The sequence below is a fragment of the Paenibacillus sp. FSL K6-1330 genome, from assembly GCF_037976825.1.
Taxonomy (GTDB): Bacteria; Bacillota; Bacilli; order Paenibacillales; family Paenibacillaceae; genus Paenibacillus_AQ.
The window spans coordinates 6,243,054-6,268,131 of sequence record NZ_CP150269.1 but is presented as its reverse complement, the minus strand read 5'-3'; the positions used below and the strand labels follow the sequence as shown (position 1 = coordinate 6,268,131).

30 protein-coding genes and 1 pseudogene are annotated in these 25,078 nt (G+C 49.4%); 28 read left to right on the top strand and 3 right to left on the bottom strand.

All coding sequences use genetic code 11. The features are described from left to right. The first annotated feature begins 693 nt into the window (after positions 1-693). From NYE54_RS28615 to NYE54_RS28595, 5 genes and pseudogenes are all read left to right on the top strand, one after another. Positions 694-831, top strand: coding sequence for a hypothetical protein (locus tag NYE54_RS28615; RefSeq protein ID WP_339267915.1), 138 nt, complete (start codon positions 694-696; stop codon positions 829-831). A gap of 85 nt (positions 832-916) precedes the next feature. Then, positions 917-3,256, top strand: a complete 2,340-nt coding sequence (locus NYE54_RS28610) for a S9 family peptidase (protein WP_339267913.1) — start codon at positions 917-919, stop codon at positions 3,254-3,256. A 30-nt stretch (positions 3,257-3,286) separates the two neighbouring features. After that, positions 3,287-3,568, top strand: a pseudogene (locus NYE54_RS28605) (hypothetical protein); the annotation flags it as partial. A gap of 486 nt (positions 3,569-4,054) precedes the next feature. Beyond that, complete coding sequence (locus tag NYE54_RS28600) at positions 4,055-4,978, top strand: ABC transporter ATP-binding protein (protein ID WP_339267911.1); 924 nt, start codon at positions 4,055-4,057, stop codon at positions 4,976-4,978. Then, positions 4,971-5,711 (top strand): ABC transporter permease, encoded by a 741-nt coding sequence (locus NYE54_RS28595; RefSeq protein WP_339267909.1) that lies wholly within the window; start codon positions 4,971-4,973, stop codon positions 5,709-5,711. The genes NYE54_RS28600 and NYE54_RS28595 overlap by 8 nt, the downstream gene beginning before the upstream one ends. An 81-nt stretch (positions 5,712-5,792) precedes the next feature. On the opposite strand, the gene NYE54_RS28590 is transcribed toward NYE54_RS28595, so the two are convergent. Further along, entirely contained in the window at positions 5,793-6,197 is a 405-nt protein-coding gene (locus NYE54_RS28590) for a hypothetical protein (RefSeq protein WP_339267908.1), read from the bottom strand. Between the two features lie 642 nt (positions 6,198-6,839). Between NYE54_RS28590 and NYE54_RS28585 the strand changes: the two genes are divergently transcribed. The 6 genes from NYE54_RS28585 to NYE54_RS28560 all read left to right on the top strand — a co-directional run bounded on the left by NYE54_RS28585 (position 6,840) and on the right by NYE54_RS28560 (position 11,105). Further along, positions 6,840-7,430 carry a polysaccharide deacetylase gene (locus NYE54_RS28585; protein ID WP_213643276.1) on the top strand — a complete coding sequence of 197 codons (591 nt, stop codon included), beginning with the start codon at positions 6,840-6,842 and terminating at the stop codon, positions 7,428-7,430. Beyond that, the gene (locus NYE54_RS28580; protein ID WP_339267905.1) at positions 7,427-8,176 is read left to right on the top strand and encodes a polysaccharide deacetylase family protein; all 750 of its coding nucleotides are present in this window, start codon (positions 7,427-7,429) and stop codon (positions 8,174-8,176) included. The genes NYE54_RS28585 and NYE54_RS28580 overlap by 4 nt, the downstream gene beginning before the upstream one ends. A gap of 219 nt (positions 8,177-8,395) precedes the next feature. Further along, the gene (locus tag NYE54_RS28575) at positions 8,396-8,539 is read left to right on the top strand and encodes a hypothetical protein (RefSeq protein ID WP_339267904.1); all 144 of its coding nucleotides are present in this window, start codon (positions 8,396-8,398) and stop codon (positions 8,537-8,539) included. 333 nt (positions 8,540-8,872) lie between these two features. Then, a complete protein-coding gene (locus NYE54_RS28570; RefSeq protein WP_213643278.1) occupies positions 8,873-9,469 on the top strand; it encodes a LysE family transporter in 597 nt (198 codons plus the stop codon). A 6-nt stretch (positions 9,470-9,475) separates the two neighbouring features. Then, positions 9,476-10,255, top strand: coding sequence for an AraC family transcriptional regulator (locus NYE54_RS28565; RefSeq protein ID WP_339267901.1), 780 nt, complete (start codon positions 9,476-9,478; stop codon positions 10,253-10,255). A 100-nt stretch (positions 10,256-10,355) separates the two neighbouring features. Then, positions 10,356-11,105 (top strand): hypothetical protein, encoded by a 750-nt coding sequence (locus NYE54_RS28560; protein WP_339267899.1) that lies wholly within the window; start codon positions 10,356-10,358, stop codon positions 11,103-11,105. A gap of 193 nt (positions 11,106-11,298) precedes the next feature. On the opposite strand, the gene NYE54_RS28555 is transcribed toward NYE54_RS28560, so the two are convergent. Both NYE54_RS28555 and NYE54_RS28550 read right to left on the bottom strand, forming a co-directional pair. After that, positions 11,299-11,724: an ImmA/IrrE family metallo-endopeptidase gene (locus NYE54_RS28555; protein WP_076324780.1), complete on the bottom strand. Its 426-nt coding sequence runs from the start codon at positions 11,722-11,724 to the stop codon at positions 11,299-11,301. Positions 11,725-11,794: 70 nt separating this feature from the next. Beyond that, positions 11,795-12,214 (bottom strand): helix-turn-helix domain-containing protein, encoded by a 420-nt coding sequence (locus NYE54_RS28550; protein ID WP_339267897.1) that lies wholly within the window; start codon positions 12,212-12,214, stop codon positions 11,795-11,797. A 297-nt stretch (positions 12,215-12,511) separates the two neighbouring features. On the opposite strand from NYE54_RS28550, the gene NYE54_RS28545 reads away from it, so the two are divergent. From NYE54_RS28545 to NYE54_RS28465, 17 genes are all read left to right on the top strand, one after another. Then, positions 12,512-12,988, top strand: a complete 477-nt coding sequence (locus tag NYE54_RS28545) for an ArpU family phage packaging/lysis transcriptional regulator (RefSeq protein ID WP_339267895.1) — start codon at positions 12,512-12,514, stop codon at positions 12,986-12,988. A 456-nt stretch (positions 12,989-13,444) separates the two neighbouring features. Next, on the top strand, positions 13,445-14,284 hold the full coding sequence (locus NYE54_RS28540; protein ID WP_339267893.1) for a hypothetical protein: 840 nt from the start codon (positions 13,445-13,447) through the stop codon (positions 14,282-14,284). 10 nt (positions 14,285-14,294) lie between these two features. Then, complete coding sequence (locus NYE54_RS28535) at positions 14,295-14,504, top strand: hypothetical protein (protein ID WP_076324776.1); 210 nt, start codon at positions 14,295-14,297, stop codon at positions 14,502-14,504. A 2-nt stretch (positions 14,505-14,506) separates the two neighbouring features. After that, the gene (locus NYE54_RS28530; protein ID WP_339267891.1) at positions 14,507-15,973 is read left to right on the top strand and encodes a phage tail sheath family protein; all 1,467 of its coding nucleotides are present in this window, start codon (positions 14,507-14,509) and stop codon (positions 15,971-15,973) included. A gap of 60 nt (positions 15,974-16,033) precedes the next feature. Continuing rightward, positions 16,034-16,441, top strand: coding sequence for a phage tail tube protein (locus NYE54_RS28525; RefSeq protein WP_098748814.1), 408 nt, complete (start codon positions 16,034-16,036; stop codon positions 16,439-16,441). 145 nt (positions 16,442-16,586) lie between these two features. Next, the gene (locus NYE54_RS28520; protein WP_076324773.1) at positions 16,587-17,021 is read left to right on the top strand and encodes a hypothetical protein; all 435 of its coding nucleotides are present in this window, start codon (positions 16,587-16,589) and stop codon (positions 17,019-17,021) included. Positions 17,022-17,044: 23 nt separating this feature from the next. After that, entirely contained in the window at positions 17,045-17,179 is a 135-nt protein-coding gene (locus NYE54_RS28515; RefSeq protein WP_015737373.1) for a hypothetical protein, read from the top strand. Positions 17,180-17,196: 17 nt separating this feature from the next. Then, positions 17,197-18,939: a hypothetical protein gene (locus NYE54_RS28510; protein WP_339267889.1), complete on the top strand. Its 1,743-nt coding sequence runs from the start codon at positions 17,197-17,199 to the stop codon at positions 18,937-18,939. A gap of 66 nt (positions 18,940-19,005) precedes the next feature. Next, positions 19,006-19,650, top strand: coding sequence for a LysM peptidoglycan-binding domain-containing protein (locus NYE54_RS28505; RefSeq protein WP_339267887.1), 645 nt, complete (start codon positions 19,006-19,008; stop codon positions 19,648-19,650). Further along, complete coding sequence (locus NYE54_RS28500; RefSeq protein WP_339267885.1) at positions 19,647-20,624, top strand: phage portal protein; 978 nt, start codon at positions 19,647-19,649, stop codon at positions 20,622-20,624. The genes NYE54_RS28505 and NYE54_RS28500 overlap by 4 nt, the downstream gene beginning before the upstream one ends. Then, a complete protein-coding gene (locus NYE54_RS28495; RefSeq protein ID WP_194544499.1) occupies positions 20,617-21,006 on the top strand; it encodes a hypothetical protein in 390 nt (129 codons plus the stop codon). The genes NYE54_RS28500 and NYE54_RS28495 overlap by 8 nt, the downstream gene beginning before the upstream one ends. Continuing rightward, on the top strand, positions 20,999-21,457 hold the full coding sequence (locus NYE54_RS28490) for a DUF2634 domain-containing protein (RefSeq protein ID WP_339267883.1): 459 nt from the start codon (positions 20,999-21,001) through the stop codon (positions 21,455-21,457). The genes NYE54_RS28495 and NYE54_RS28490 overlap by 8 nt, the downstream gene beginning before the upstream one ends. Next, a complete protein-coding gene (locus NYE54_RS28485) occupies positions 21,457-22,611 on the top strand; it encodes a baseplate J/gp47 family protein (protein ID WP_339273687.1) in 1,155 nt (384 codons plus the stop codon). The genes NYE54_RS28490 and NYE54_RS28485 overlap by 1 nt, the downstream gene beginning before the upstream one ends. Beyond that, the gene (locus NYE54_RS28480; RefSeq protein WP_339267881.1) at positions 22,604-23,170 is read left to right on the top strand and encodes a YmfQ family protein; all 567 of its coding nucleotides are present in this window, start codon (positions 22,604-22,606) and stop codon (positions 23,168-23,170) included. The genes NYE54_RS28485 and NYE54_RS28480 overlap by 8 nt, the downstream gene beginning before the upstream one ends. Position 23,171: 1 nt before the next feature. Further along, a complete protein-coding gene (locus NYE54_RS28475; RefSeq protein WP_339267879.1) occupies positions 23,172-24,467 on the top strand; it encodes a hypothetical protein in 1,296 nt (431 codons plus the stop codon). Next, the gene (locus NYE54_RS28470) at positions 24,467-24,862 is read left to right on the top strand and encodes a hypothetical protein (protein ID WP_339267877.1); all 396 of its coding nucleotides are present in this window, start codon (positions 24,467-24,469) and stop codon (positions 24,860-24,862) included. The genes NYE54_RS28475 and NYE54_RS28470 overlap by 1 nt, the downstream gene beginning before the upstream one ends. Before the next feature lie 16 nt (positions 24,863-24,878). Continuing rightward, entirely contained in the window at positions 24,879-25,052 is a 174-nt protein-coding gene (locus tag NYE54_RS28465) for a hypothetical protein (protein WP_339267875.1), read from the top strand. Positions 25,053-25,078: the final 26 nt, after the last annotated feature.

Genomic DNA, 25,078 nt, shown 5'->3' with positions numbered 1-25,078 from the left:
TACGAAGCTGAAAGATTTTTGGGGAAAAAGCTACTTGGAGGCATTTGCTGCATTCGCCTAAAAGCTTTCCGAAGGAAAGCTAGCATCGGAAGTATATGTAGCAATTGTTTATTACAACACATCCCCAACTGTTCCATTAGTAATAGGACGCAAGAAGAAGCTCGCTAACGCTGCGAACCAAGCGTAAATCGTAGCTGTAAATAAATAGTGAAATAACCCTCTGATGTCACGCTACAATGGCTGGCATCAGAGGGTTTTCTGTTTGATATAAGGGATTTCAATAACTTTCCGTTATTGACGCGGATCTGTACCTATTCTGTACTAGAATTTGACGAGTTAGGTGCTGCTGGCAGGTATGGCTTCATTCTCCTGGGCGTTTCTCTACTTCCAGAATAAATCCTTATTAAGCAGTTCATGAAGATAATTGTCCATCTGCTCCGGTGAAACCTGCCGTCCGCCTTGCAGCTACCAAATACTTAGCGAGGAACTGACTTCTGAATAAACTTCTGCAATGATCCCAACGGATTGCTGGCTCCGGTATCTCGATCATGTGTTTGAATGATGTATACGCTAGTTTTTCATGAGCATCATCGCACATAGAGTCAGCTTAAGAAATTCGTAAGAGTAAAGAAAGAAAAAAGAAGATGACGTCCTGTAAGATATCGTTATGAGAGAGCGAGAGGAGGAAAGATTATGGAGCATATAGTACGAACGATTCGATTGACCAAGGCTTTTCAAGGGCAGGAAGTCGTCTCGATTCTACTAGCCGTGCTTGGAATAGTGGTCGGATACATGGTGATTCGCAAAATTGATCAGATCGATATTCGTTAACTTGGTAGAGTATATTTGATATTTTTACGCGAATTCCCTAAGAAATTTAGGGTAACGCTACCAGTAGTGAGGGGAAACTTAAATCATGAATGCAAGAAAAAGACTAGTCTCCACAGCGGTTGCGGCTATTATGGCCGTATCCGTTTCCGTGTCAGTCATGGCACAGGATGGAGCGAAACAGGCAGCACCATGGTATCAAGATGGAGTACAGACACTCGTAACGAAGGGAATTGTTGACAAAGGGGTACAACAAAATCAAGAGATTTCTGTTAAAGAATTTATCCGCTATGCGGTAGTATCGCTTACCTATCAACATGGCATCGATCCGATGAAGGTTGCTTCCGAGAAAGGGTGGTTGAAGGAAGGAGAATTCACTTCCGTTGACGCTTCGATCAAACGCGGCGAGATGGCACGCATGATGGTGCGAGCACTCGGTAAGGAACAGGGAGAAACGAGCTTGGCCGAATATGCGGCAAGCGCCAAGGCACTTGGGCTCATTCAAGGGGATACAGATGGAAGCTTACACGAAGATCAGCCAGTGACTGTAGCTCAAGCGGCTGTTGTGCTTAAAAATTACAGCCATAAAATGCTATCCACAATGGACGACAGAAGTGTGTCACAAATTTCCGTGGAAGACTTCTTGCGGAATCCGGGCAGCTTTGGGTATGAGCTTTCTCCAGATGGCAAGTATCTTTCTTATGCGGGTACTTGGGAGAACCGTTCCAATGTGTTCGTAGAGAAAATTGGAGAGAAAAGTGAGCCTATTCGCGTGACAAGCTCGAAGGATCGCGATATCGCTGGCTTCTTCTGGAAAGGCGATAACATTCTATATCGCAAAGATAAGGGCGGAGACGAGAATTTCCATTTGTATTCGTCCACTTTTAATGGCAATAAGGAAGTGGATTTGACGCCTTACGGTAAGGTCAGTGTTCAACTCGTGAGCGATTTATCTGGTGTGAAAGACGAAATTCTAATCTCGATGAATAAAGAAGATGCTACCATCTTCGATGTATATAAATTGAATGTAAAGACAGGGGAAACGAAGCTGATCGCCAAAAACCCAGGGAACATTACGGCATGGGTAGCTGATCGCCAAGGTAAGATTCGGCTCGCTTCTGAAAGCGACGGTGTCGTAAGTACATTGTTGTACCGCGATACGGAGGAAGAGGCGTTCAAACCGCTGGTTACGTTAAATTTTGGGGATACGATAAATCCGCTTGGTTTCTCGGCAGACGGTAAATCGATCTATGCGGTCTCCAATAACGGTCGGGACAAGACGGCGCTCGTCAAGCTGAATTTAAAGGGTAAGGAAGAAGTTCTGTATCAGCATCCGGAAGTTGATGTGACTGGAGCATATTACGACAAAAATCAAGATAAAATGCTGGCGGCTATCTATGTGACAGATAAAGCGCATTTGGAGTTTTTCGATGATAAATTCGAGGCGATGTACCGTAAGATGCAGCAGAAGCTTGGCGTCAGTGAAAGTGAAATCGGGCTAAACGATTATAACGAGGATATGACGAAGGTGATCGTTAGTGTTTCGAATGACAAGACTTACGGGATGTATTATTTTTATGATAGCGTATCCGGTGAGTTAACATCCTTAGGTAATCTGAGTCCGTGGCTTAAACCAGATCAGATGGCTGATATGTACCCGATCTCTTACAAGAGCAGAGACGGATTAACGATTCACGGTTACTTAACTCTACCGAAAAATAAAAAGCCTCAAAACCTGCCGATGATCGTTAATCCGCATGGTGGGCCGTGGACACGTGATACGTGGGGCTTCAACCCGGAAGCACAATTGCTCGCAAACCGCGGGTATGCCGTACTTCAAATGAATTTCCGTGCATCCATGGGGTATGGGAAGTCCTTTATGAATGCAGGAGATAAACAATGGGGATTGAAAATTCAAGATGATATTACTGACGGTGTGAAGTGGGCGATTCAGCAAGGGATTGCTGATCCGAAACGAGTTGGTATTTATGGCCAATCGTTTGGCGGATTCTCAACCTTGACGGGCATTACGAAAACGCCGGAATTGTATGCTGCTGCTGTTGATTATGTAGGCATATCGAATATGCTCTCGTTCTTGGGAGCGACCCCACCGTATTGGGAGACCATGAGAAATCTCTTAAACGAACGTGTCGGTGATGTCGAAAAGGACAAAGAAATGCTGAAGCAAATTTCGCCGATGTTCCACGTCGATAAGATCGTAACGCCATTATTCGTGGCTCAAGGGGCGAATGATCCGCGGGTGAACAAAGCAGAATCCGACCAAATTGTCGAAGCACTCAAAAAACGCGGCGTGCAAGTGGAGTATATGGTCAAGGATAATGAAGGACATGGCTTTACCAACGAAGAGAACTTGATCGATTTCTTCAATACAATGATCAAGTTTTTGGATAAAAATCTGAAGCAGTAGAGCAAATAAGGTAAGAGTTGCTAGGGAATTTCCGGCGACATTACTGTAACGGATGTAATTGGTATGGAAAGCAGTAACATATCTACTAACGTTGGTAACGTCGAATTCGCTCTACCTGATCAACCAGCACCTCTATATGTAAATCTATCAACAAAAATAGGAACTATCTATAATCAGGTTGCTCTTGAAAAATCAACAATTACCACAAAGGTTGTTTCCAAAGAACTCCATGGATATGTTGGTAAGGCTCAATCCGAAAGTGCAACGCTCAACATCTCCACACAGGTGGGCGAAATTCTGTTCAAAAATTAAGTGTCATCATCGTAGCAGGCTTGCCATAATCATGATCAGGTCTGGTATTTGTTTGCAAGCATTTTTAGTGAGGTTGATGAAGTTAGGTCACAACATAAATTTGGGTTTCCTTTGCAGTTGCAGGCGTTGTCGGAATTGGTGCGTCTTTAGCGAATTTTTCGGTTTTACCGGTACAACAGGTAGGAGCTGCAGCTACAAGCTAAGATAACTACGCTTCCGAACATGCACTCCAAACTTTAATGAGCTTTTATAAACCAGCGTTGAAAGGGCAATTTCCGGATTCGCGAGATTCGAATAGCAGCACCAATTTGGACCATATTAATCTGACTGGTTGTGAGTGAACCGGTCTTTTTTATTCCATGTGATATGATTGTTTATAATCGAGTCGCTTTCTACACTTAAGAGATTCGTAAGAATTGCGCAAGAAATATGAAAATGTTGGCGGTTATACTATGATCAAGAGATAAGTGAGAGGGGCAAATATAAATGAGTTATGTCATCAGTACCCGCCATGTCAGCAAAACCTATAAAGGCAAAGATGTTGTCTCTGACGTCAGTATGAATATCAAGCAGGGGCAGATTTACGGACTGCTCGGCCCAAACGGCGCCGGCAAAACCACCCTGATGAAGATGATGCTGAATCTTGTTAAACCGACCAGTGGCGAAATTGAAATATTTGGAGAGAAGCTTACGCCTTCATCGGTTGAAATGTTTAAACGCATAGGCAGCATTATCGAGTATCCGATTTTTTACGATAAAATGACGGCGATCGAAAATCTGGAGATGCATGCGGAATATATGGGTTATTATAACAAATATGCAATCAACGAAGCGCTTGAGATGGTCAATCTGACTTCGATCCAAGGCAAATCGGTATCCGAATTTTCGCTTGGCATGAAGCAGCGTCTGGGCATGGCCCGCGCCATTATAACCAAACCCGAGCTGCTCATTCTGGATGAACCAATCAATGGACTTGATCCGGTCGGGATTAAGGATTTTAGAAGTTTGCTGCGCATGTTGAGCAAGGAGTACCGGATGACGTTGCTGGTCTCCAGTCATTTGCTGGGTGAGATCGAACAAGTTGCAGATACGATCGGCATTCTTCAGGGCGGCAGATTTATCCGCGAAGTGTCTATGGATGAGATGCGCAGCGAAAACACAGATTATATCGAAATTGTGACCCCACAATGCAAACAAGCTGTATTTGTACTGGAAAATCAGCTGAAAGTCAGCAATTTCAAAATCGTCGGTGATTCAACCATACGCATTTACGAGTCCAAATTTACGCAGCAGGAATTGACCAAGGCGCTGGTACTGAATGATGTGGCGATTGAATCGATAAACCATAAGCATACTTCGCTCGAGGAGTATTTTATGCATCAGATTAGCGGAGGTGAGCAGTATGCTTAAGCTGATCCGGATGGAGATGAAAAAGCAGAAGTTAGCCTGGTTTTTTAGAGGGGCGGTTATTGCAACGATCCTATGCGCCGGTTTCATATTTCTTATAGCCTACACGGAGGGGAGCAGAGATCCTGCATTCGGGAGTTTCGCCGATATAGCCTACACGGAGGGGGGCGGAGGTCCTGCATTCGGGAGTTTCGCCGATGCGTTATCGATAGCGGGGCTACTTTCCCGTGCGGTATTTATCGTGTTTGCTTCAGTCTTGCTAAGCAGATTTATTATTGAGGAATACAAAAATAAAACGATCAGCTTATTGTTTACGTACCCGGTCGAGCGTAAAAAACTGATCATGGCGAAAATGCTGCTGGCTCTGGCTCTTACGTTTGGAGCGATGCTCATCTCGACTTTTATTATCTGTATATCCATTCTGGCTCTGAACAGCCATTTTCAGTTTATTCCGGGAAAACTGGAGGCCGGCGTACTACTGCATACGGGGATCCAATTGTTGATCCAAACATTGTCAGCAGCGTGCCTCAGCCTCATTCCCCTATTCTTCGGGATGCGAAAAAAATCCGTACCGACAACGATCGTATCCTCGATCATTATCGTGGTCTTAGTCAGCAACAACAGCCAGGGCCTTTCGCTTAGCACAAATATAACGATACCGTTGATCTTGGGAGTTATCGGTCTCCTGATTGCTTATCTCTCGTTCCGTAACGTAGATAAGACGGACGTAGCTTAACTAAAAAAGCACTCTTCTTAACGGCAGCTTCGCCTGAAAGAAGGGTGCTTTTTTACGGAGATACCTACATGAATTTGGTGTTCATCTCCGGGGAATTCGGCCCGGCTTAGCTCCGGCAATTTTGCAGTGCATATCCATCTCGGATAAAAAAGCGATCAGGCTGGGCATGATGCCTTTGTTTGTGCGCGTATTTTCCGCCAGACTTCGGAGCACTGAGCGTATCGCTTCGAATCCCCGAAGGCGCTGCCGCCCGATTTGGATGATACGGTAGGTCAGCCAGACCCGTATATAGTAGACAAGCAAATCCTCCTTTTTACCGGAAAATTTGAAAAAGGTGACGCGCGAGGTTCCTGCCATCCGGCAAAAGTCATCGAGCAGCACATCTTTAAACATGCGGTCATGAGTGAATGAAATACCAGCTTCATAGAGGGCGATTTTGGTTTTGGCTTTTTTTAATTCCCCCAAGAGGATATCGCGGATGTTCATAAAAGATATGCTCTATTCGTTAACTTAATTAATTCGAGTTAATTTATTTTGTCAACGAGCTCGATCGTGACGAAATCATCAATTTGTTTGGAGCTCATAGGGTCGAAAAAGCTTGCACTTTCGTAGGTTTTTCCTAAAAGAGCGCGATTTAGTCCGGGGAGAAGTGCACTTTTGCATCAATATTCCAATAACCTCTTTTTTTGTAGAGAGGTAGGAGGGGCAATCACTAAATCGGAGCACTGGTACTGCCACCACGGCAAAAGCGCCACCACGCAAAGCCCGCTGGTACTGCCACCGCGTAAAACGGACCGCTGGACTATCATTAGGTAAAGATCAAACACGCGCTGATAGGCGTAACATTACTCTTTTCGATCACTCGATGTCTCTTGTTTTTGGTAATTCCAGTCCGGATTATCGGTACCATCTATTCCGCCGTACAAAGTGTGCATATCCCCAGTATTAAAACTTAAGAAAACATTAAGAAACAAGAAAGGGAAAAGATAGAATCATTTTTTAAAATAATGGCATGGGTTTCCGGTTATCCGCCGTCTAACTAAACAAATGCCTTTGCTGCAGGGAATAAAGGCGAGGTCTAACTGCAGAAGACCGATTCAAAAATGAAAAAGAAAGATGTGACCAATAATGAACATGTTAGCTACCATTACGAAGGCAAGCGCTCAGTCGGTATGGATGGCTTGGGAAGCGGTTTTTGATCAAATCACGAAACTGCGCAGCGCCGGAATAAAAAGATACGGGATTTGCAAGCTGGTCATCCGCCGGCATCATGGAAAAAATCTGAAGTGCCAGGACGGAGAGTGGATTTATTCGGGGGATTGGGTCGGTGAACTCCATTTGGACAACCGGCAGGTATTGGAGCTTTCCAGAGAGCTGGGGGCTGACCGGGCCGCGCTTTTGACCGCAAGAATGCTGCGGAGATCGATCAAGCAAATTAGCGAGGCAATGGAGACGGAACCGGAGCTTGCGCAGGTCAAAGCTTTGACTGGAATAACGCTGCTGCACCGCGGTATTATTCACGGGCTCGGTTTTGAGCTGCATCCGCTGGAATCCAAGGGGTTTCGCGTGTTCTCTACTTATTATTTGCGGCTTTTACTCAAGGTGCTGCATCCGGTGGGCCGGGAACGCATGAAGAAAAATGCTCCCAAGCTTGTGCCCAAAATGCTGATGCTGACCAGAAAATCATTGCTTTTGCGTTATTCTAAGGAAACGGCATGAGTATGATGATGCTGAATCTGCTGCTGATGTTTGTCTTTATCTATATGATCATTCCATATGTGATCACACGGATCTGGGGATTTGGGGTAACCCTGCGCGGCCGGCGTGGACGGCAGATTGCTTTTACCTTTGATGATGGCCCAGACCCGCTGCATACCCCTAAACTGCTGGATCTTCTCAAGAAAAAAAGGATCAAGGCGACCTTTTTTGTACTGGGCAGCAAAGCGGAGCGATACCCGGAGCTTATGAAACGCATCCACATGGAAGGGCATCAAATCGGGATTCACAACTATTCCCATCTTCCCAATTGGCTAATGAGTCCGCGCCATATACGGAACAAGCATGTACACAAGTCTGCCGATATCATCGAACGAATCACGGGCGAGCGCCCGGCATTTTACCGTCCTCCATGGGGGATTTTGAATTTAGGCGATTTATTTGCTTTGCGAAAATACCGGATCGTGCTGTGGTCGATCATGGGATGGGATTGGGGCAAGGGGAGCAAGAACAAACCGCTCAAAGAACGGATCTTGGATCAGCTTGAGCCAGGCTCGATTATTCTGCTGCATGACAGCGGAGATACTTGGGGAGCGGAGCCTGATGCGCCGAGCCGAATGATCGCAAGCCTTGAGGAAGTGATTGACACGGTCCATATTAAGGGGTATGAATGCGTCCGCGCCGATGAACTGCTGCATAAGCCGCATGATTCGCGCAGCGACCTTTCAAAAGGCTTCCGGGTTGGATGATGCGTGTAATATTAACAAAGAATGATCATGGCCCCAGCTTTTAATAAAGCCGTGTTCGAACATAAAGGTACAGCCTTATGGATTTTGAGGTTGTGCTTTTTTATTTTGCCTGTTTACAAATGGAAAAGTGTGGATTATTATGGTTTTAAATCGATCTATAAAATTAGAATAAATAAATTATATAGAATGAACTATGAATTAGATCGGGGAGATATATGAATGAAAAACGAACAATCACAATCCGTCGAGATTTCCGTGGAGCAGGCCAAACTACTGGGCAGCGCCCAGAGAATTAAAAATATTGGAGCACTGGATCGGAGCTCTTTTGTTTACCCAACTGAGAATCAAAATACCAATCAGTAATTCTTATAACAACGTTATTTCAATATTGGATGACGAGACGAATCGATCGAAAACACGCCGGGATCATTTGATATATCGGATATGAAAGAAAGACAGTATTCTCGATCCTGCTGATCATCGCGGGGGTCGTTCTGCTTAATCTATCCGGCAGCGCACATGCGCAGGAACAACCAAAGACGCACCAGTCAGGTCACTAAGGGCGATAGAATGAACCGGAATCTGCGGAAGAGCCGTACTCGTGCGGCTCTTGTTCCGCTGCAATAATGTACTATGCCCCGCTTCGCTTCCGGCTCTATAATGGCAAAGGAAATTCCTTTGTTAGGAGCTATCATCATGAATCTATCTTCGTTTTTTATTTACTGTTTTATCGTGGCATTCTCGCCGGGGCCATCCAATATCGTCATATTGTCTTCAGTCCAAAATTCCGGCATGAAGAAGACCTTGCGCTACATCGCCGGTGCCTCCATCGCTTTTTTCTTATTAATCGCCGCTTCTGTGGTATTAGGCCAGCTGCTGTCTACCAGCATGCCGATCATACTGCCGATCCTGCGGATCGTCGGCTGTCTGTTCATGCTGTATCTCACGTATCAAGTGTATACCATGGACGTATCCCGGTCCGGCACTAATCAAACGGCGTCTTTCACGTCCGGCTTTCTGATGCAGTTTCTCAATCCGAAGGTGGTATTGTTCACGCTGACGGTCATTCCCAGCTACGTCATGCCGTATTATACGGCAGGCCCTGTCATCTCGGTGTTTGTTGTCGCGGTATCGTTTATCGGGCTGTCCGCGTATATGACCTGGGCCGTGTGCGGTAGCCTTTTTCAAGGAATTATGCAAAAATATCGGAGAACGACCAACACGATCCTGGCTTTGTTTCTGCTGTACTCGGCAATCGTCGTATCCGGCATACCGGAGCTCATAAAGGGGTGATGGAAGATGGAGCAGTTTATTTATAAAAAAGCGGTGGGCATTACGGCGCTGTCCGCGAGCCTGACGGATTTTAAATATAAAAAGCATTATCACGAGGAGTATGCCCTCGGCGTCACGCTGCGCGGCATTCAGAAGTACTCGCTGGACGGAAGTCAGCAGGCTTCTTACCAAAGCGGGGTTATGCTGTTCCATCCGGAGCAGAAACATGATGGCTGGTCCCAGGAACGATCGGGCATCGATTATGTGATGATATACATTCATCCAGAGCTATTCCTGGAATTGATTCAGAAAAAGGATATCGTCCGGTTCCAATCCCCGATTGTCTATCATGCCGGGCTGCGGAAGAGCATCCTGGATGTGACGAGGTCCATCTTCACCGGTGAGCCGGAGGCTAGAAGCAGCGAGCTGCTTCTGGGTTTGGCGGGGCATTTTAATGAGGATATTCTGAATCCTGATAGCCGGAAGGACAGTATGTTTACGCGGAAGGCGAAAGATATGATGCAGGATCATCTGGAGCATGTTCTCCGTTTGGACGAATTAAGCGGGGAGTTCGGGATGTCGAAGTATCAGTTCATCCGTACCTTTAAAGCGAATACGGGTCTGTCTCCGTATCAGTATTATCTGAATTGCAAAGTGGAGCACGCCAAGCAGTTGATCGAGGAAAGCCGGGATGTATATCAGGCCGTTACCCAGTGCGGATTCACGGATCTTGCCCATTTGAATCGACATTTCAAGAATGTGTACGGCACGACGGCGTTTGATTATATGTCCCATCTGGATAAGTAAAAGCGGGCAGCAGGGCAGATATACCATGCGGATTTTGATATATGGCCTAGGGATGTTAATCTGTATTTGGATTATTTGATATTACTCAGGCGTTAGCCGGATGGAAGGAATCGTTCGAATGGAATATATCTATGAATCAGCCCAGCGCAGCTATGAGGATTTCGCCAGCGGCCGGGTTCTGTATAATGCGCAGGGAACAACTTCGTTTCCTGTCAGACTAGCCAGCGAGATTGCCCAGCGGTGCTTTCAACTATTGGAGAAAAAAGGGGTACACGGGCCGTATACTTTATTCGATCCCTGCTGCGGCGGCGCGTATCTGTTAACGGTGGTTGGGCTGCTGCACGGGCAGCGCATTCATCGCGTGATCGGCTCCGACATTAACGCGGAGGTGCTCGGAATAGCCGGGAAGAACCTGTCGCTGCTCCGTGAAGAGGGGCTGGAACAACGCACCGAACAATTGAAAGAATTGTTGGCGTTGTATCATAAGCCGTCCCACCAGGATGCGCTGCAAAGCGCTGGCCGATTGAGGGAGCTGCTTAGGTCGTCCTGTGTGGAAGAGACGGTTTGTTTTCAAGCTGATATAACTCAATCGGAGGAGAGTCTGGCATCCTGCGAGGGAATCCATATCGTCATGACCGATCTCCCTTATGGTGACCTGGTTAGCTGGGGTGGCGGAAGCGAGGTGCCGGTGGAGGATTTCTTTAACGGCATTCATTCCATCCTGGACCCTGCTCGTTCAGTGGTTGCGGTCATATCCGATAAAGGGCAAAAATTAAAGCATGACCGGTTTCAACGGATTCAGCATGTGAAGGTGGGCAAACGACAGGTAGCCATCTTTGAACCGCTTTGAACGGAGGATAGTGGACCTAACAATAGAACAGCCGTCTGCCCCTGCTGCTAACCTCTTGGATGAACTCTTCTCTAAAAGAGGATTGCATAGAAACCCGCTTTTGACGTCATGTCAAGAGCGGGTTGTTTTTTTGCTCGTAGGAGGGAGCTAGCCATCTGGAATCCTTTACTACAAATCAAGAACACATGTTCGTTTAAAATCTAAAAAAATATAGCATTTCTTGTGGAATGCCAGCTCGTAGATAGAACTCGTGTAAGGACTCACCCGGTCCGGGAGCCAGACCCGCCGTCAATAGGGCAATGGCAAAGCGGTTCGCTTGCCGCTCCAGTTTGCCCGGACTGAAATAGGAATGCTCCTCCAGAAAAAAGCGGCTGATTCCCTTATGGAGACGGTCATGCCCGAGCTCATGCGCGCATACGAAACGCTGCCATGGCGGTGGCAGCTGATTGTGGATGACGATGAATCTCCGCCTTAGCTTACGGAAATACAGCCCTTTGGTCGTTTGGCCTAAATCGGCAAATCGAATATGTATGCCCAAGGAAGTCGCGATTTCAAAAGGGCAGTTGGTATGATGTTTTTTGATCAGCTGACGGATTAAGGGTTGTAAATGATCATCCATGCCGGTTCACCTGCAATATTGGTTTTGGTTGAATCGTTGTAATCGGTATGTATCTCCTTATCATGTAGATTTATTTCTTGCGCTTGTTCATCTGCTTGGCTTCCCAGAACAGTCCGGTCAGGACGTCCTTGATGCGCTGCTTGTCCTCCTCGTTTAGAGGGACGCCGTCAAACATGAGCTCACCGTCATCCTCAAGCATTTTCTTGAAATCCCGTTTATCCCTGGAGGTTGCCCAAGCGGGAGCCGAGATGTCTTCATGCTTGGCAACATCCTGCTGCAGATAACCTGCTTTATTCATCAACTCTTCATATGGAACCTCGAGTGCCTCCGCCATTTTGCGAAGCGTTTGCGGCTTGGGTATGCCCCGCAGCCCATTCTCGATCCGGGAGATTTGTGATCCGCTGATGTCGGCGGCCTGGGCCAGCTGATTGATGCTCCAGCCTTTATTCTCCCTCATCTCTTTCAAGTATGATCCAAATATGTGATCCACGTTCCGGCCACTCCTCACCATAGTCCATCTAAAACATCTACATATAGTATAAACATATCCCTCTCCTTTGCCAACAGGTAAAATAAAAGAGAGAATTATTGCCAAAAGGCAAGAATATGAAAGGTATGATCCATATTCCCATGAATAGTTCGCCTATTTGAAGGTTTACGCCGGTCTCCAAATAGTGGTATATTAATGAAAAATACGAACAAGATGCGAACACTTGAGATGAGACAACCTTCTGCCAAATGGCAAATTAAACCTCGACAATGACAATCCAAAGGGGAGTGTTTCCTAATGAATCCATTTTTACCGGAATTGGATCGCAGAAAGACCCAAAATGCTGTTGAAGCGATATTCGAGAAATATCGTATCTATAAAACCATTACATTCGAAGTTAGGGAGACAAGCGTGACGGCATCCTACACGGAACGATTTCACGGACCGACCAACGTCACCTCGGATCAAACGGCAGCGGTTGCCATATATAATGTAGAAATGCCTGCGGCCAGGAAGCAGTATTGCGAGATCATCGAGTCGATCGTGGAACGGCTTGGCGACCGGGAACAAACCCTCATTCGGGAACGGTATATGAAACAAGACGACGTATTTGATTACAAGGTGTACAACCATATCCTCGAACCGCCGGTCAGCAAGGATACGTATACCAAGATCCGCACCCGAGCCTTCTATAAACTGGCACTGGCTTTAGCTGACAGGGGGCTGCTGAAGCTGCAGGAATTGGAGAAAGTCGCAAAGAGCAAAATGAGCTGATAAGCGCCGAGCGTGAATAATCAAAACGAGCCAAAACCGGAGGACCTCAGAATGGAGGCCCTCCGGTTTTTTTCTGTTTCAAGTCGAGGGCGACGTTGCCTGAGATAGAGACCAAGAGGACTTATGAAACACGAACATGAGTTCGTACTATTTTCCGCCAACATTCCACTTTAAGTTCCGCATTATCCGTCCTATAAGACGTCAGCGCATCCGATTTAGGGGTGTAAGATTGTATTATCGGAAATGAAGTTAAACAGAGCATACCGAACACACACAGTGTAGATGTGAGCCGGCCTCAAGAAGGACCGGTTTTTTGCTGCGGCTTTAGGCTTTGATTTCTTCATTTCCGATCCCTATATGAATTAGAAAGGAGGGGGCCGTGTTGCGCAAGCATGTGACCGTCGTAAGAAGCTGGCTAACCCATAACCGACCGGAAGCCACTCGGCTATCTGCGGAATGAGAGGGGCGATTAAGCAGGCCGCTCTAGATATCGTTCCGGAGCTTAAAGACCAAATATATGACGTACATCCGCCGGATGGGGTAAGCGAGCCTTTTTATGCTGTGATCACGCTCGGCGAGGACGTCTGGAAATCTTCATGGGCAGGGTACCGGCAGGTGGTGCGGTTGAAGCTGTATGCGGATCGTTCCGAATTGCTTCAGTTGGATCGCTTGGTGGAACTTCTAATCCCGGGACTTCATCGCAAGCGGGTTATCGGAGCTGATGGGAAAGCATTCAAGCTGCATTATTTGGGTGTGCCGGAAGCCGACAAGTTCGATTCTGTTTCAGGCAAAATGATCCGGATCATGCGATTCGGCGTCTATATGCCGCAGGCATCCGGGGCCGGTTCCACCGGACAACCCGACGAATGGCTGCATACGCTGACAGCCTGGACAGAAGATGTGCTGGGTGATCCTTGGCGCATCTATCATACGGCATGGCCGGCGGGACGGGAAGATCACGCCGTACTATGGCGGATGATGGGCTGCGAGACCAAGATGGCGGGCGCTTCGATGTTCGAGGTTCGCAAAACCTTTACCGGGCATATTGCCGCTCTTGATTCCGCGGACGAGCAGCTCACGGCTGCAAGACTGGTGGAGGAGCTTGGCACCCAGGTCCAACTGATGCTGGATTCGCAGAATCGCCGCTATTTATCCGTTGCGGAGATTTCCTCAGATATGCAGGCCGATCCCATTCTGGACGGGCAACTGAAGCTAACCTTAGCGCAGCGGAAGATGCGTTCACCGGAGGAAGCCGCCTTGATCAGGCGCATTAACGTTCATCCAATTTTAAAGTGAGGTGGTCACAATGGCTGTGAAAAAAACAATCAAGACTGAAGCTCGCAGTATCAACGCTCCGCGATATGCGCTAGATGAACTCGAAACACACGCCAAGGAACTGTTCGAGGTTCGGGCGGAAGTTCTCGCAGGTGCCATGTATGGGACAGACGGAGAGCTGTTCACGGTAACCGAAGTCAAAGAAAGAATCCAACAATTTATGAAAGCGAAGGTGGTCTAATCATGGCAGGTGGAACATGGGAAAGCACAAATAAACCGGTACTTCCGGGTTTGTATATGAATTTCAAGGCGGCGGCCGCGTCGGCTATTCAGGGCGGATCCCGCGGCACGGTCGTCGTGCCCGTTAAAGCCAATTGGGGCCCGGTACGCGAGTTCGTAGAAATCGGCAGCGAGTTCGCGATTTCCGAGCTGTATTCTGCGGATAGCCAGGATGGGGCTACAGCTTACGAAACGCTCTATCTGGCTTTGCTTGGCGGTCCGAAGAAGCTGCTGGCTTATCGCCTGGCAGACAATACGGCGGCAGCGGCTAGCGTAACGCTGCAAAATGCGGAAGCCACGCCTTCCGACGTGTTGAAGCTGCAGGCCAAATATCCGGGCAGTCGAGGCAACGGCTTCTCCGTAACTGTGCAGCCGTCGCTGATCGACCCGGCAGCACGGGAGCTTCGCCTCTATGAAGGTGCCAAGCTGCTTGGCACTTATACAAGCTTGGACGGGACAGCAGCGTCGATTGCGGCGCAGATCAATGAAGACGATGAGAACCTCTGGGTAACGGCTACCGCACTGGAGGCGGCCGGCGTTCCTGCTGATGTGAACGGAGCTGTGCTGTCCGGAGGCAAAAGCGGCAACGGCGGCCTGACGAATGCAGATTATATCGAGATGCAGGATGCGGTAGAAGGCCAGGAATTCAACGTACTTGCGCTGGATTATGCTGCGGATATGGCTCTGCTGCAGAGCTTTGCGGCCTGGGTGAAGCGTCTTCGTCAAGAAGGACGCGGCGTGATGGCCGTATTCGGCGGCAGCGCTGCGGACGATACCTCCAAGGATGCAGCCAAACTGGCGGCAGCCCGCTCGCTTGCATTGAACCATGAAGGGATTATCAATGTAGGTACGGGCGTGCGTCTGTCCGGCGTGAACTATAGTTCTGCCCAGACGGCTGCTTATGTGGCCGGGCTTATTGCCGGTCAACGTTTGAACCAATCCGCTACATATGCGGTAACGCCATTCGAAGATGTGACTCGCCGCTGGACGCGCTCCGAGCAAGAGCAGGCTGTACGCAACGGCGTGTTCGTGCTTTTCTATGACGGACGTCAGGTGAAGGTGTTGCGCGGCATCAACACGTTGGTGAATCCGGCGGAAGGCCAAAACAATGCCTGGAAAAAAATCCGTTCCATCCGCGTGATGGATGCGATTCATGCGGATTTGCAGCTGGCCGCGGAACAGACCTACATCGGCAAGGTGAACAACACGGAGGAAGGCCGTCTGGCGCTGATCGGCGCCGTGAAGGAATACCTAGCTTCGTTATCGCTGAGCAATGTCATCGAGCCGGACGGTTATGACGTCATTCTCGATCCGGCGTACTATGGCGATTCTGCCGTGAACACGCCGGAGCCGGATCAGGTCTTCCTGCAGTGGAACGTGAAGCTGACCGATGTAATGGAGCAACTGTTCGGTACATTTTACGTGCAATAACTAGAACGCTGATCAACATTTTTCTTATAAAAACTTAAAGAAATCGAGGAGGAACTTAACATGTTGGATGCTTCAAGAGTCATTATGGGGACATACGGCCAGGCGTATATTGACGGGGTATGGCAGACGCACATCAACAAGCTGGAAGCCAGCGTGGAATTGGAGAAGCGCGAGCTGAAGCTGGTCGGCAACGACTGGACGGTGCACAAAAACGGCAGCAAAAAAGGAACCGGCACGATGAGCGGTTACAAGGTCACTTCCGATATGATCGCCCGCGGATTCACCAAATTCGATATTATCTCCAAGCTGGATGATCCCGAGTCCTATGGTCATGAGCGTGTTCGCCTGATCCGCTGCATGCCGGACAAAATCCAGCTGGCTAACTGGACAGCCGGTGAAGAAGTGCAGGAAGAAACCTCATTTACCTTCGAGGGGTACGAGCTGTTGGATCCGATTCAGGGGGATTAAGAGGTTTAGAGGTTTCTGCTTAAGCGCTGCTTGAGTACGTCAAAAAGCGGGGGTTCGCCCGGGATGGTGTACCTCATACGGGCGAGCATCGCCCGCTGCAATAGGAAATGGAATCTATTATTTAATGAGCAAAGGAGATATACGCATGAGCTTACATGAGAACATGAGCGAAGAGCAAATTTTGGACAGCCTGTTTGAGGCAGCCGAGAAGCTGCCGGAGGAAACGGTTCGCATTAAGCGCTTGGATATGAAGATGGTGCTGCAGGGTTTGACTTCGAGCAAGGTAGACAGCATCCGCGAGCGCTGCACCGTTCGCCGTACGGTAAAGGGTGCAGTGGATGAGAAGGTGGATACGGAAACGTTTAATGCATTGCTGATTTCCGAGGCCACGAGCAGTCTGTCGGTGAAGGGTTTGACGCTCAGCGGCTGGGGCGATCCGCGGATTACAAGCCGCTTGAAGCTGTCGGGCGGAGAGCAGGCGGTCCGCCGTATGCTGCTGGCCGGAGAGCTGGATGCCGTAGGGGATAAAGTGCTGGAGCTGTCCGGCTTTGGTGTCGAGATTGCTGACCTAAAAAACTGATTGGCTCCGGGGGAATGACGACGATGCTGTATCATCTGTGGGTCCGGCATCACCTTCGTCCCGGAGATTTTTGGCGGCTCCCGCGAGGCGAGCGCCTGCTGCTGCTCGCTTTCTCCCAGGAGGAGATCGAGGGCATGGCCGGTCAGAGTTTGAAGTGAACAGGAGGTGAAATGAAATGGCTGAAGCCATGAACTACCGCATGAATCTGGTCATCGATCCGAAAAACGTGATCAAGGCCAACCGCGAGCTGCGGGCGATGGAGCGTTATTTTGAGCGGATCCAGGGACGCGTCATGCGAATCGGACGTACCCGCATGGCACCTGAAATTGTGCTGAAGGACAGCGCCTCGAAGGGGCTGGACAGCCTGCTCGCCAAAATGCAGCGGGTGAAATCGCAAGTCATCCAGGCCTCGGCAAATGTGAAGCTGAATGTGCAGAAACAGGTTGAGTCGAGTGTTAAAGTGGATTTGAAGGCATCAGGGTTTGATTTTTCTCCGTTGATACAGGCGCTGGAGACGAATACGATTGCGGTGGATAAGCTTACAAGTGCGCTTGAGACGCAACAGTCAGGGGACGGGAACGGTAAAAAATCTTTTTGGGATAAGGCGATAGTTGCGCTTGGAATCATCTCTTTGGCTGGCTCCACGCTTCGAAAAGGGGGCCAAATGAAGGATAAAACCAAAAAGATGTTTGATTCTTGGGGTAAAGATAAATCTGCGACTAACACGCGTCCTGTGGTCGACAAAAACAGAAGGGTTGGTCCTAGAAACAGAGGGCGCTCGGCCAACCAAAGCACGGCCGCTGCTCCTAAGACAGAACAAGCGGGTAAGCCTCAAACAAAGTGGGGCAAGGCCTTTAGCAGAGCTGAAAAAACGGGAGATGTTATAGAAACCGGTGGCAACCTTGGTAAGGGAGCATTGGATTTAATCAAGAAAGCTTCTGACTTCGCTAAGGGTATGTTCGGCGGAGGCGGTGCAAGCGGTATCGTATCTGGTGGTTTGTCGGGCGCTGCCAAGAGTAGTGCAGGTTCGAATGTAGCAAAGCGAGCTGCGAATGGCAGCACAGGAGCAAGCGCGGTAAAAAATGTTGGTAAAAGCGGCCTAGGCTCCGGCTTGATGAAAGGTCTTGGTAAACGTGCCCTCGGTCCATTGAGTTTTATAGCCGATGCGACCGCAATTGCATCAGCCAAACCTGGGAAAGAACGTAATCAAGCGATAGGCTCTGCCGTCGGTGGAGGTATAGGAAGCACGATCGGAGGGATCATCGGATCCGTTATCCCGGTTGCAGGTACGATGATCGGTTCAACGCTCGGCGGCACCGTAGGAAGCTTTATTGGTGAGAAGGTGGGCGGCGCCTTTACCGGTATTGGTGACAAGTTGAAAGAAGGTAAGGAGAAGGTATCGAAGTGGTTCTCCAACGCGTTTTCCTTCGGGAAAAAAGACAAAGAAGCTGCACAACCGAAGGATGTTCCGAAGGCACCACCTTCTAATTCAACGGCAGTCGCTGTTCAAGGACCAATAATTCCAAATGCTGCTCCCACTCATGTCAGTACACCGCTTTTACCTGATCGATCATCGATTTCGACATACGGCTCATATGTGCCACCTAGCTATACAAGCATGAGTACATTTGGTCCACCTGCGAGCGCAGCTCAAAATCAAGCGGTTTCCGGGAAGACGATGTCGCCTCAGCTCGTTCAGATCAGTCCGGAGCAGATGAGTTCGATATCCGGTCTGCTGACGGACTTCAAAACGGAGACATCCGTGAACTACAATCTACCTCCAGGAGCGGTGCAGGTTACGGTGCATGAGGAGCATCCGATCGATGTAGAAGGATTAATCCTTCAGATCGGGCAGCGGCTGAGAGCCGAATTCAGCAAAGCGGCGCAGAACCGGAAGCCGACTCCAATGGCCTATTGAAGATGATGGTTAACAGCAGGCATAAAGTCGGTCCGAAGGCATCCATACAGAAAGGAGGGGGCCAAGGTGGAGTTTCTTTTGAAGAACGGAAAAGGCATGACGTTCCTATTTCCGGTCAACCCCGAGGAGGTGACCATTTCACGCCAAAAGGGACTGGAAACGGCTACGATTCTCAACTATGGGGAGTTTGATTTTCCTCAAGGCAATCGGATTAAAGAGATATCGTTCTCTTCATTTTTCCCACAAGAGTATGATGCAGCTTATTGCAAAGGACAGAAGAAGGATCATATTAAACCGCAAACCGCGATGAATAAACTTAACGAGTTTCTGGCATATAAAACGCCGTTGCAATTCGTCATTACCAAGACGGCGGTGAATGTGCCGGTGTATGTCGCTTCCCATCAGTCCACGTTTCGTGGCGGGGAGGTCGGGGATGTGTATTTTGACATCACGCTCCGGACATGGAGCGAAATGAAGGTGGCCAAAACGGCTGGCGGCAGCGGGGCATCTGGAACGAATAAAAAGCCCCGGGCCGACATGAAGGAACAGAACAAGACGTACACCGTGAAGCCAGGGGACTCACTTTCCAAAATCGCCAAGCTGGAGCTTGGGGACAGCTCGAAATGGAACCAGATCTACAAGCTGAACCAGAAGACAATCGGTAAAGATCCGAATGCCATCAAACCTGGCCAGAAGCTGGTGCTGTCATGAGTTATAAGGTGATTTTGCAGGATCAATACGATTTATCCCCTTTGGTGGAAGCTATCAGTCTTCGGGATTCGCTTGAACAAGTCGCTTATCAGGGAACTGTCAATCTGGTCGTAACGCCGGATATGCCGCCGATCTCGCCGGGAATGGCGATCCGGATCAGCGGAATTCCTTACGGTAAGAAGGATTATGTCCCCCTGCTGCACCCGGCTGTCGTGTGGGAAGTAGAAACCTCGAATAACGGGGTGAAGCGGATGACCCTCACGCTGTACGATCGGACGGTATATCTGGACAAATCGGAGGATGAATATCTGTTTCCGGCGAAGCAGACCGCTACCCAGCGTTTCAAAAAGTACGCGGCGGACTGGAACCTGAAAATTGCGGTACTGCCGGATACCGAGAAGCAGCTGGGGCGTTCCGTTTACCGGACGCAGTCGATTTATGCCAGCATGTTCGCTGATCTGCGAGAGACGGCTAAAGCCGGCGGCAAGCTGTATCATCCACGGATGATCTCCTCAGGGCTTGAGCTGTACGAGTTGGGAACGAACAAAGAAGTCTACATCCTGGAGGCCATCACGGATACTACGCAATCGCGGACGTTGGAGGGCGCGGCGACCAAGGTCAAAGTGTTGGCGACAGCCGCAAGCGAGACCGGAAAAGAGGTTCCTTCCAAGGTGATGGCCATTGAGGAGAAGGATATCGCGAAATACGGCCAGCTCCAGGCTATTATTCAGGACGATGAAGTGAAGTCGCCTGCGGCTGCCCGCCAGCTGGCCCGGAGCAAACTAAGGGGGATTCGGGAGACCATCTCCCTGAATGCACCTGATGTCAATACGATCCGCGCCGGAGATGCGGTCATGCTGGGCTCGATGAAGCTGCTCGTGATTTCCGTCAGCCGGGAGCTGGGGAATCCCGGGAGCATGATGCTGGAGCTGGGGAGTTATGACGATGTAAAAAGGAGGTTTTACCTTGAATAAAGACCCCTATGGACAATTGGCGTCCTCCTTATACGCCTCAATGAATAAGCAAACCCGTCAAGCCATGGGTGGCGTAGGGGCCGTACTCGGCACGATTACCTCGACGGGACTTAAGCTGGATGATTTCAAGCATGAGCTGCAGGACTATATGGTAGCGGAGCTGCCGGGAATGTTGTCCTTGCCCCGTTATACGGCAAAGGGCACCGTGACTTTGGGGGGCCAGCAGCAGGATATGACGTTTGATGCTGAAGAGAACGAAGTTGAAGATACCCTTTTTGAATTGGGAAAAGGTTTGAAACCGGGGGACCGAGTGCTCGCCGTTCGGGTCAACAGCGGCAATGACGTGGTGGTCGTGTGTAAGGTGGTGAGCAGCGGTGGCTAATTTATTCCCGGAAGGCGATGACATGATCTGGACGGATGCGACCGATCCGGAGGTACTGGAAGGAGAAGGGGCTGTTTTTGGAAGGAGCTGGCGGTATGATTTTGAAGTCAGCGAGTTTGTGATGTCCCCGACCCGGAAGATTCCGGTTGCGGACGAGAAGGAAGCCTGGGTCATCTGGTGCGAAAAAGCGATTCGCACGCCGCGCTACCGCCATCTGATCTATACGCGCGATTATGGCAGCGAGCTGGAGGAACTGGTCGGCAAAGGCTATGACCGATCTCTGCAAGAGAGCGAGATTCAGCGCATGGTGACCGAGACGCTGCTGGCGGACGCTCGGACGGAGAGTGTGGATCAGTTCCTTTTTGAATGGGAAGGAGAAGCTTGCCGTTTCAGCTGCCGCATTACGAGCGTCCGGGATGAGACGGAAATCATAGAAAGCGTGGTGATATGATGGCAGATTTGCCGTTATATTTGTTGGATCAGACGGAAGAGAACATTATGAACCGCATGTTGAACAAAGTGCCTTCGGACATCGACAAGTCGGAAGGATCTTTTATTTGGGATGCGCAGGCGCCGGTGGCATTTATGCTGTCTGAGGCAGCCTTGTGGGCACAGGAGCTGCTGCGTCGAGGCTTTGCAAGCACGGTGGCAAGCGATCGTCCAGATATTCGGTCCGCTGAACTCGATCTGAGGACGGCAGAGCATGGGATTACTAGGCGGGAAGCGTTCGCTTCGTCCGGCAGCGTTCTGTTTACGGGGAAGCCGGGGACAACCGTGCCTGCCGGAACCTATGTCGCTACGCCAGCCGATGAGGGCTCCGGGGAATCCTCCGTGGAGTATGTCACCACATCAGGCGTTATGCTGAGTGACTCGGGTACCGGCACGGCGCCGATCCGAGCTGTCTCGCCGGGCAGCATAGGCAATGTTCCCGCAGGCGTCATTCAGCTTATGATGACGTCAGTCAGCGGTGTAACATCGGTTACGAACCCAGAGCCCACGCGGAGCGGGACGGATACCGAAAGCGATCAGTCGCTCCTGGAGCGTTTTTACGCCAAAGTCCGAAGTCAGGGAACGAGCGGCAACAAAGCACAGTACATGCAGTGGGCCAATGAGATTGCCGGTGTTGGCGGCGTCGAAGTGGCGCCGTTGTGGAAAGGACCCGGTACCGTCGGGCTGTATCTCATAGATACAGACAAGCGTGCGGCAAGCCAGGATATCGTGAATGCCGTTCAGCAGTACATTGACCCGTCCCAGGATGGACAGGGCGAAGGCGTTGCCCCGGCCGGTCCGGTTATCACGGTGATGCCTGCCGCGGAAGTGGCGATTGATATCTCCGTCAAAGTGCAGCGTACGCAGGAGCAGCCTTCGACGATGGACGAAATCCGGAAGCTGATCGAGGACGGTGTTCGGACGTATTTACAGCAGATCGCTTTTAACCGGAAGGATCCTTTGGTAAGGTATACGCGAATTGCCGCCGTATTGCTGGATATTCCAATTATCGTCGACTACTCGGAGTTGACGATTAACGGCCACACCGAGCAGCAAAATATCGAAATTGGCTCCGGTCAGGTAGCGGTGCTGGGGACGGTGAGCGTAAGTGAATAATGTCCGAATGAACAGCTTGCGGGGTCGCGAGCTGTTTTCTTATCTTCCGGCCTATTACGAGACCTCCCGCGTTATGCAATCCGACATGGATGCTAAGGGAAGCGAGTTGGACGCGCTTTATCAAGCGCTGAACTCAGCCGCAGATCAGTTCTTTGTCCGTACAGCGACCTGGGGCCTGGAGCGCTGGGAAATGGAGCTTGGCATTCCCACCGATCGGAACAAGCCGATCGAACAGCGACGGGCGGTGCTGGAGTCCAAGCTGCGCGGAGCTGGAACCTTCTCCGGGGCGCTCGTGAAAAATGTGGCGGAAGCTTACGATGGCGGCACGGTTGAGGTATCTTTTCAGCCCGAGGAATGGGGCTTCACGGTTAAATTCGTCGATACCCTCGGCATCCCCCCGAATCTGGAGGATTTGAAGTCCGCGATCGAGGAGATCAAGCCGGCGCATCTGGTGGTGTCGTATGCGTTCAACTACTTGCTGATACGCGATATTCATGACGTGATGACTTTGGGCGAGCTGGGGCAGACGCCGTTAAACAAATTTGCAGGAGGTGTTTGAGTTGTCCAGTAATACACCGAATTTAGGATTATTGAAGAAAGACCCGATGGTGGATGGCAATGAGACCTTTAACATCGAGACGATGCTGAATGAGAATTGGGATAAGGTTGATGAGGCTGTGGGGAGAACAGGAGGATACGGGGTAACAACTCAGTCTAAAGCGAACGAATATGAGGTTAATCTAAATCCTGCCCCGGCGAGCCTTACAGCTGGGATTCGAGTTACAGTAAAGATCAACGTTGCAAGCACCGGAGCCCCAATGCTCAACGTTAATGGTTTGGGAGCCAAACCAGTGCTTAAAACAAGCGGAAGTTCTGCCAGTTTTAAGCAGGATGGCGTCTACACATTGGTATATGATGGTCAGGCTTTTATTTTACAGGGTGAAGGGGGGGAGGTAGGAACAGCGACCGCTTCAGACGTACTCCAGGGCAAAACATTTCCAGGTGAGGACGGATTGATAAATGGCATTATGCCACATCTCACAGGTATTAGAAATGCTACTGGAATTGCAAAATGGGGTGATGGAGCATTAGCAGTATATCCAGAAAAGGGTTACCAAAAAGGTGGTCCAGGTGACGGCGAAATCAAGGTGACTCCTGCACAGTTACAGTCAGCTGAAGGGGAGCTTAAATCTGATAACATCAAGGCCGGAACTGCAATCTTTGGGGTACCAGGCAAATCCGCGGTCGTAGATACAGCAGACGCTGTGCTCGATCCGCACATGCTTGTCGCGGGATACTCAGGGTATGACGACGGAGTTAAAAAAGCTGGTCAGATGCCGAACCGAAGCGCCGAGAACAACCACATGCCAGGTCTTGAATCGACGGTTTGGCCGGGGGATCGCTTTTTTATCAGACCGCCACACGGTTATTTTAACGGGTCTACTTGGGTTACAGCTGCGGTGCCGGGGCTGACTGCAAATAACTTGCGGAAAGGCGTTAATGTTGCTGGCTTGTTGGGTGAGTTAGTCGAGGGCAAGCCTTTTGCGTCAGGAAGCACCACTGTGCAGGGTCCTGGTAGGTTTACTCTGGATGGCGGTGGAAATCAAGATACCGCGTATATAGATGTTAGTGGACTTGCCTTTGTTCCGAAAACAATTGTTGTCTACTATTATTTAGAAGTTTCTACGGTATATGTCGCACAAACACGTACGTCTGGGGTTATAAAAAATGTTTGGAATGTCAGTTACGGAAATTGGTTTGCGCAGCAATTCACAGGTACAAGCTTTAGTATTCCGGTGTCAACCAAAAATACTGCCGATGTCGGCAGAACAATATATTGGGAGGCGTATGGTTAATGAATATAGGATCTAAAATTTATTTTGATAAGAGTACTGGTGACGTAATATTAAACACTGGTGAGCGCACCGGATGGGTCGTAGAGACGACGCGCGAACAAGACTTCAAGGCATATACATCTTTATCCAAGCGCGTACCGGAAACGGTCGGAATGATACAACTTGAGTATGGAGCATACACGGAGGATTACGCTGCAGGCGGACGAATAACACGGGTTGACCTGGAGACTCTTAAACCGCTGTTTACTTATCCTGATCCGACCAATCCAGAAACGCCTCAGGAACCACAGCCGCCACTTACGGAACAGATGTCTGCATTGAAAACAGAAAATGAAACGTTGAAAAATAGGGTTTCGGACGTCGAGATGACGATTACCGAAATCCTATTTTCATGAGGGGAGGTGATTGCTGATGCTTAAAGATTTTCAGGTGCGTGTTGTAGCTAACGCCTGCATTACTCGTGTTAATGATGGAGAAGGTACTATCGATCAAGTCGTATCTACTTACCCAATGCAAGTAGATGATCGAGAAAAGGTTCTGGCTTATGCATATGTTATCCGTCCGGATCTTGAACCGACAAAATAATATCAACTCATGCCTTAGAGTGGTCC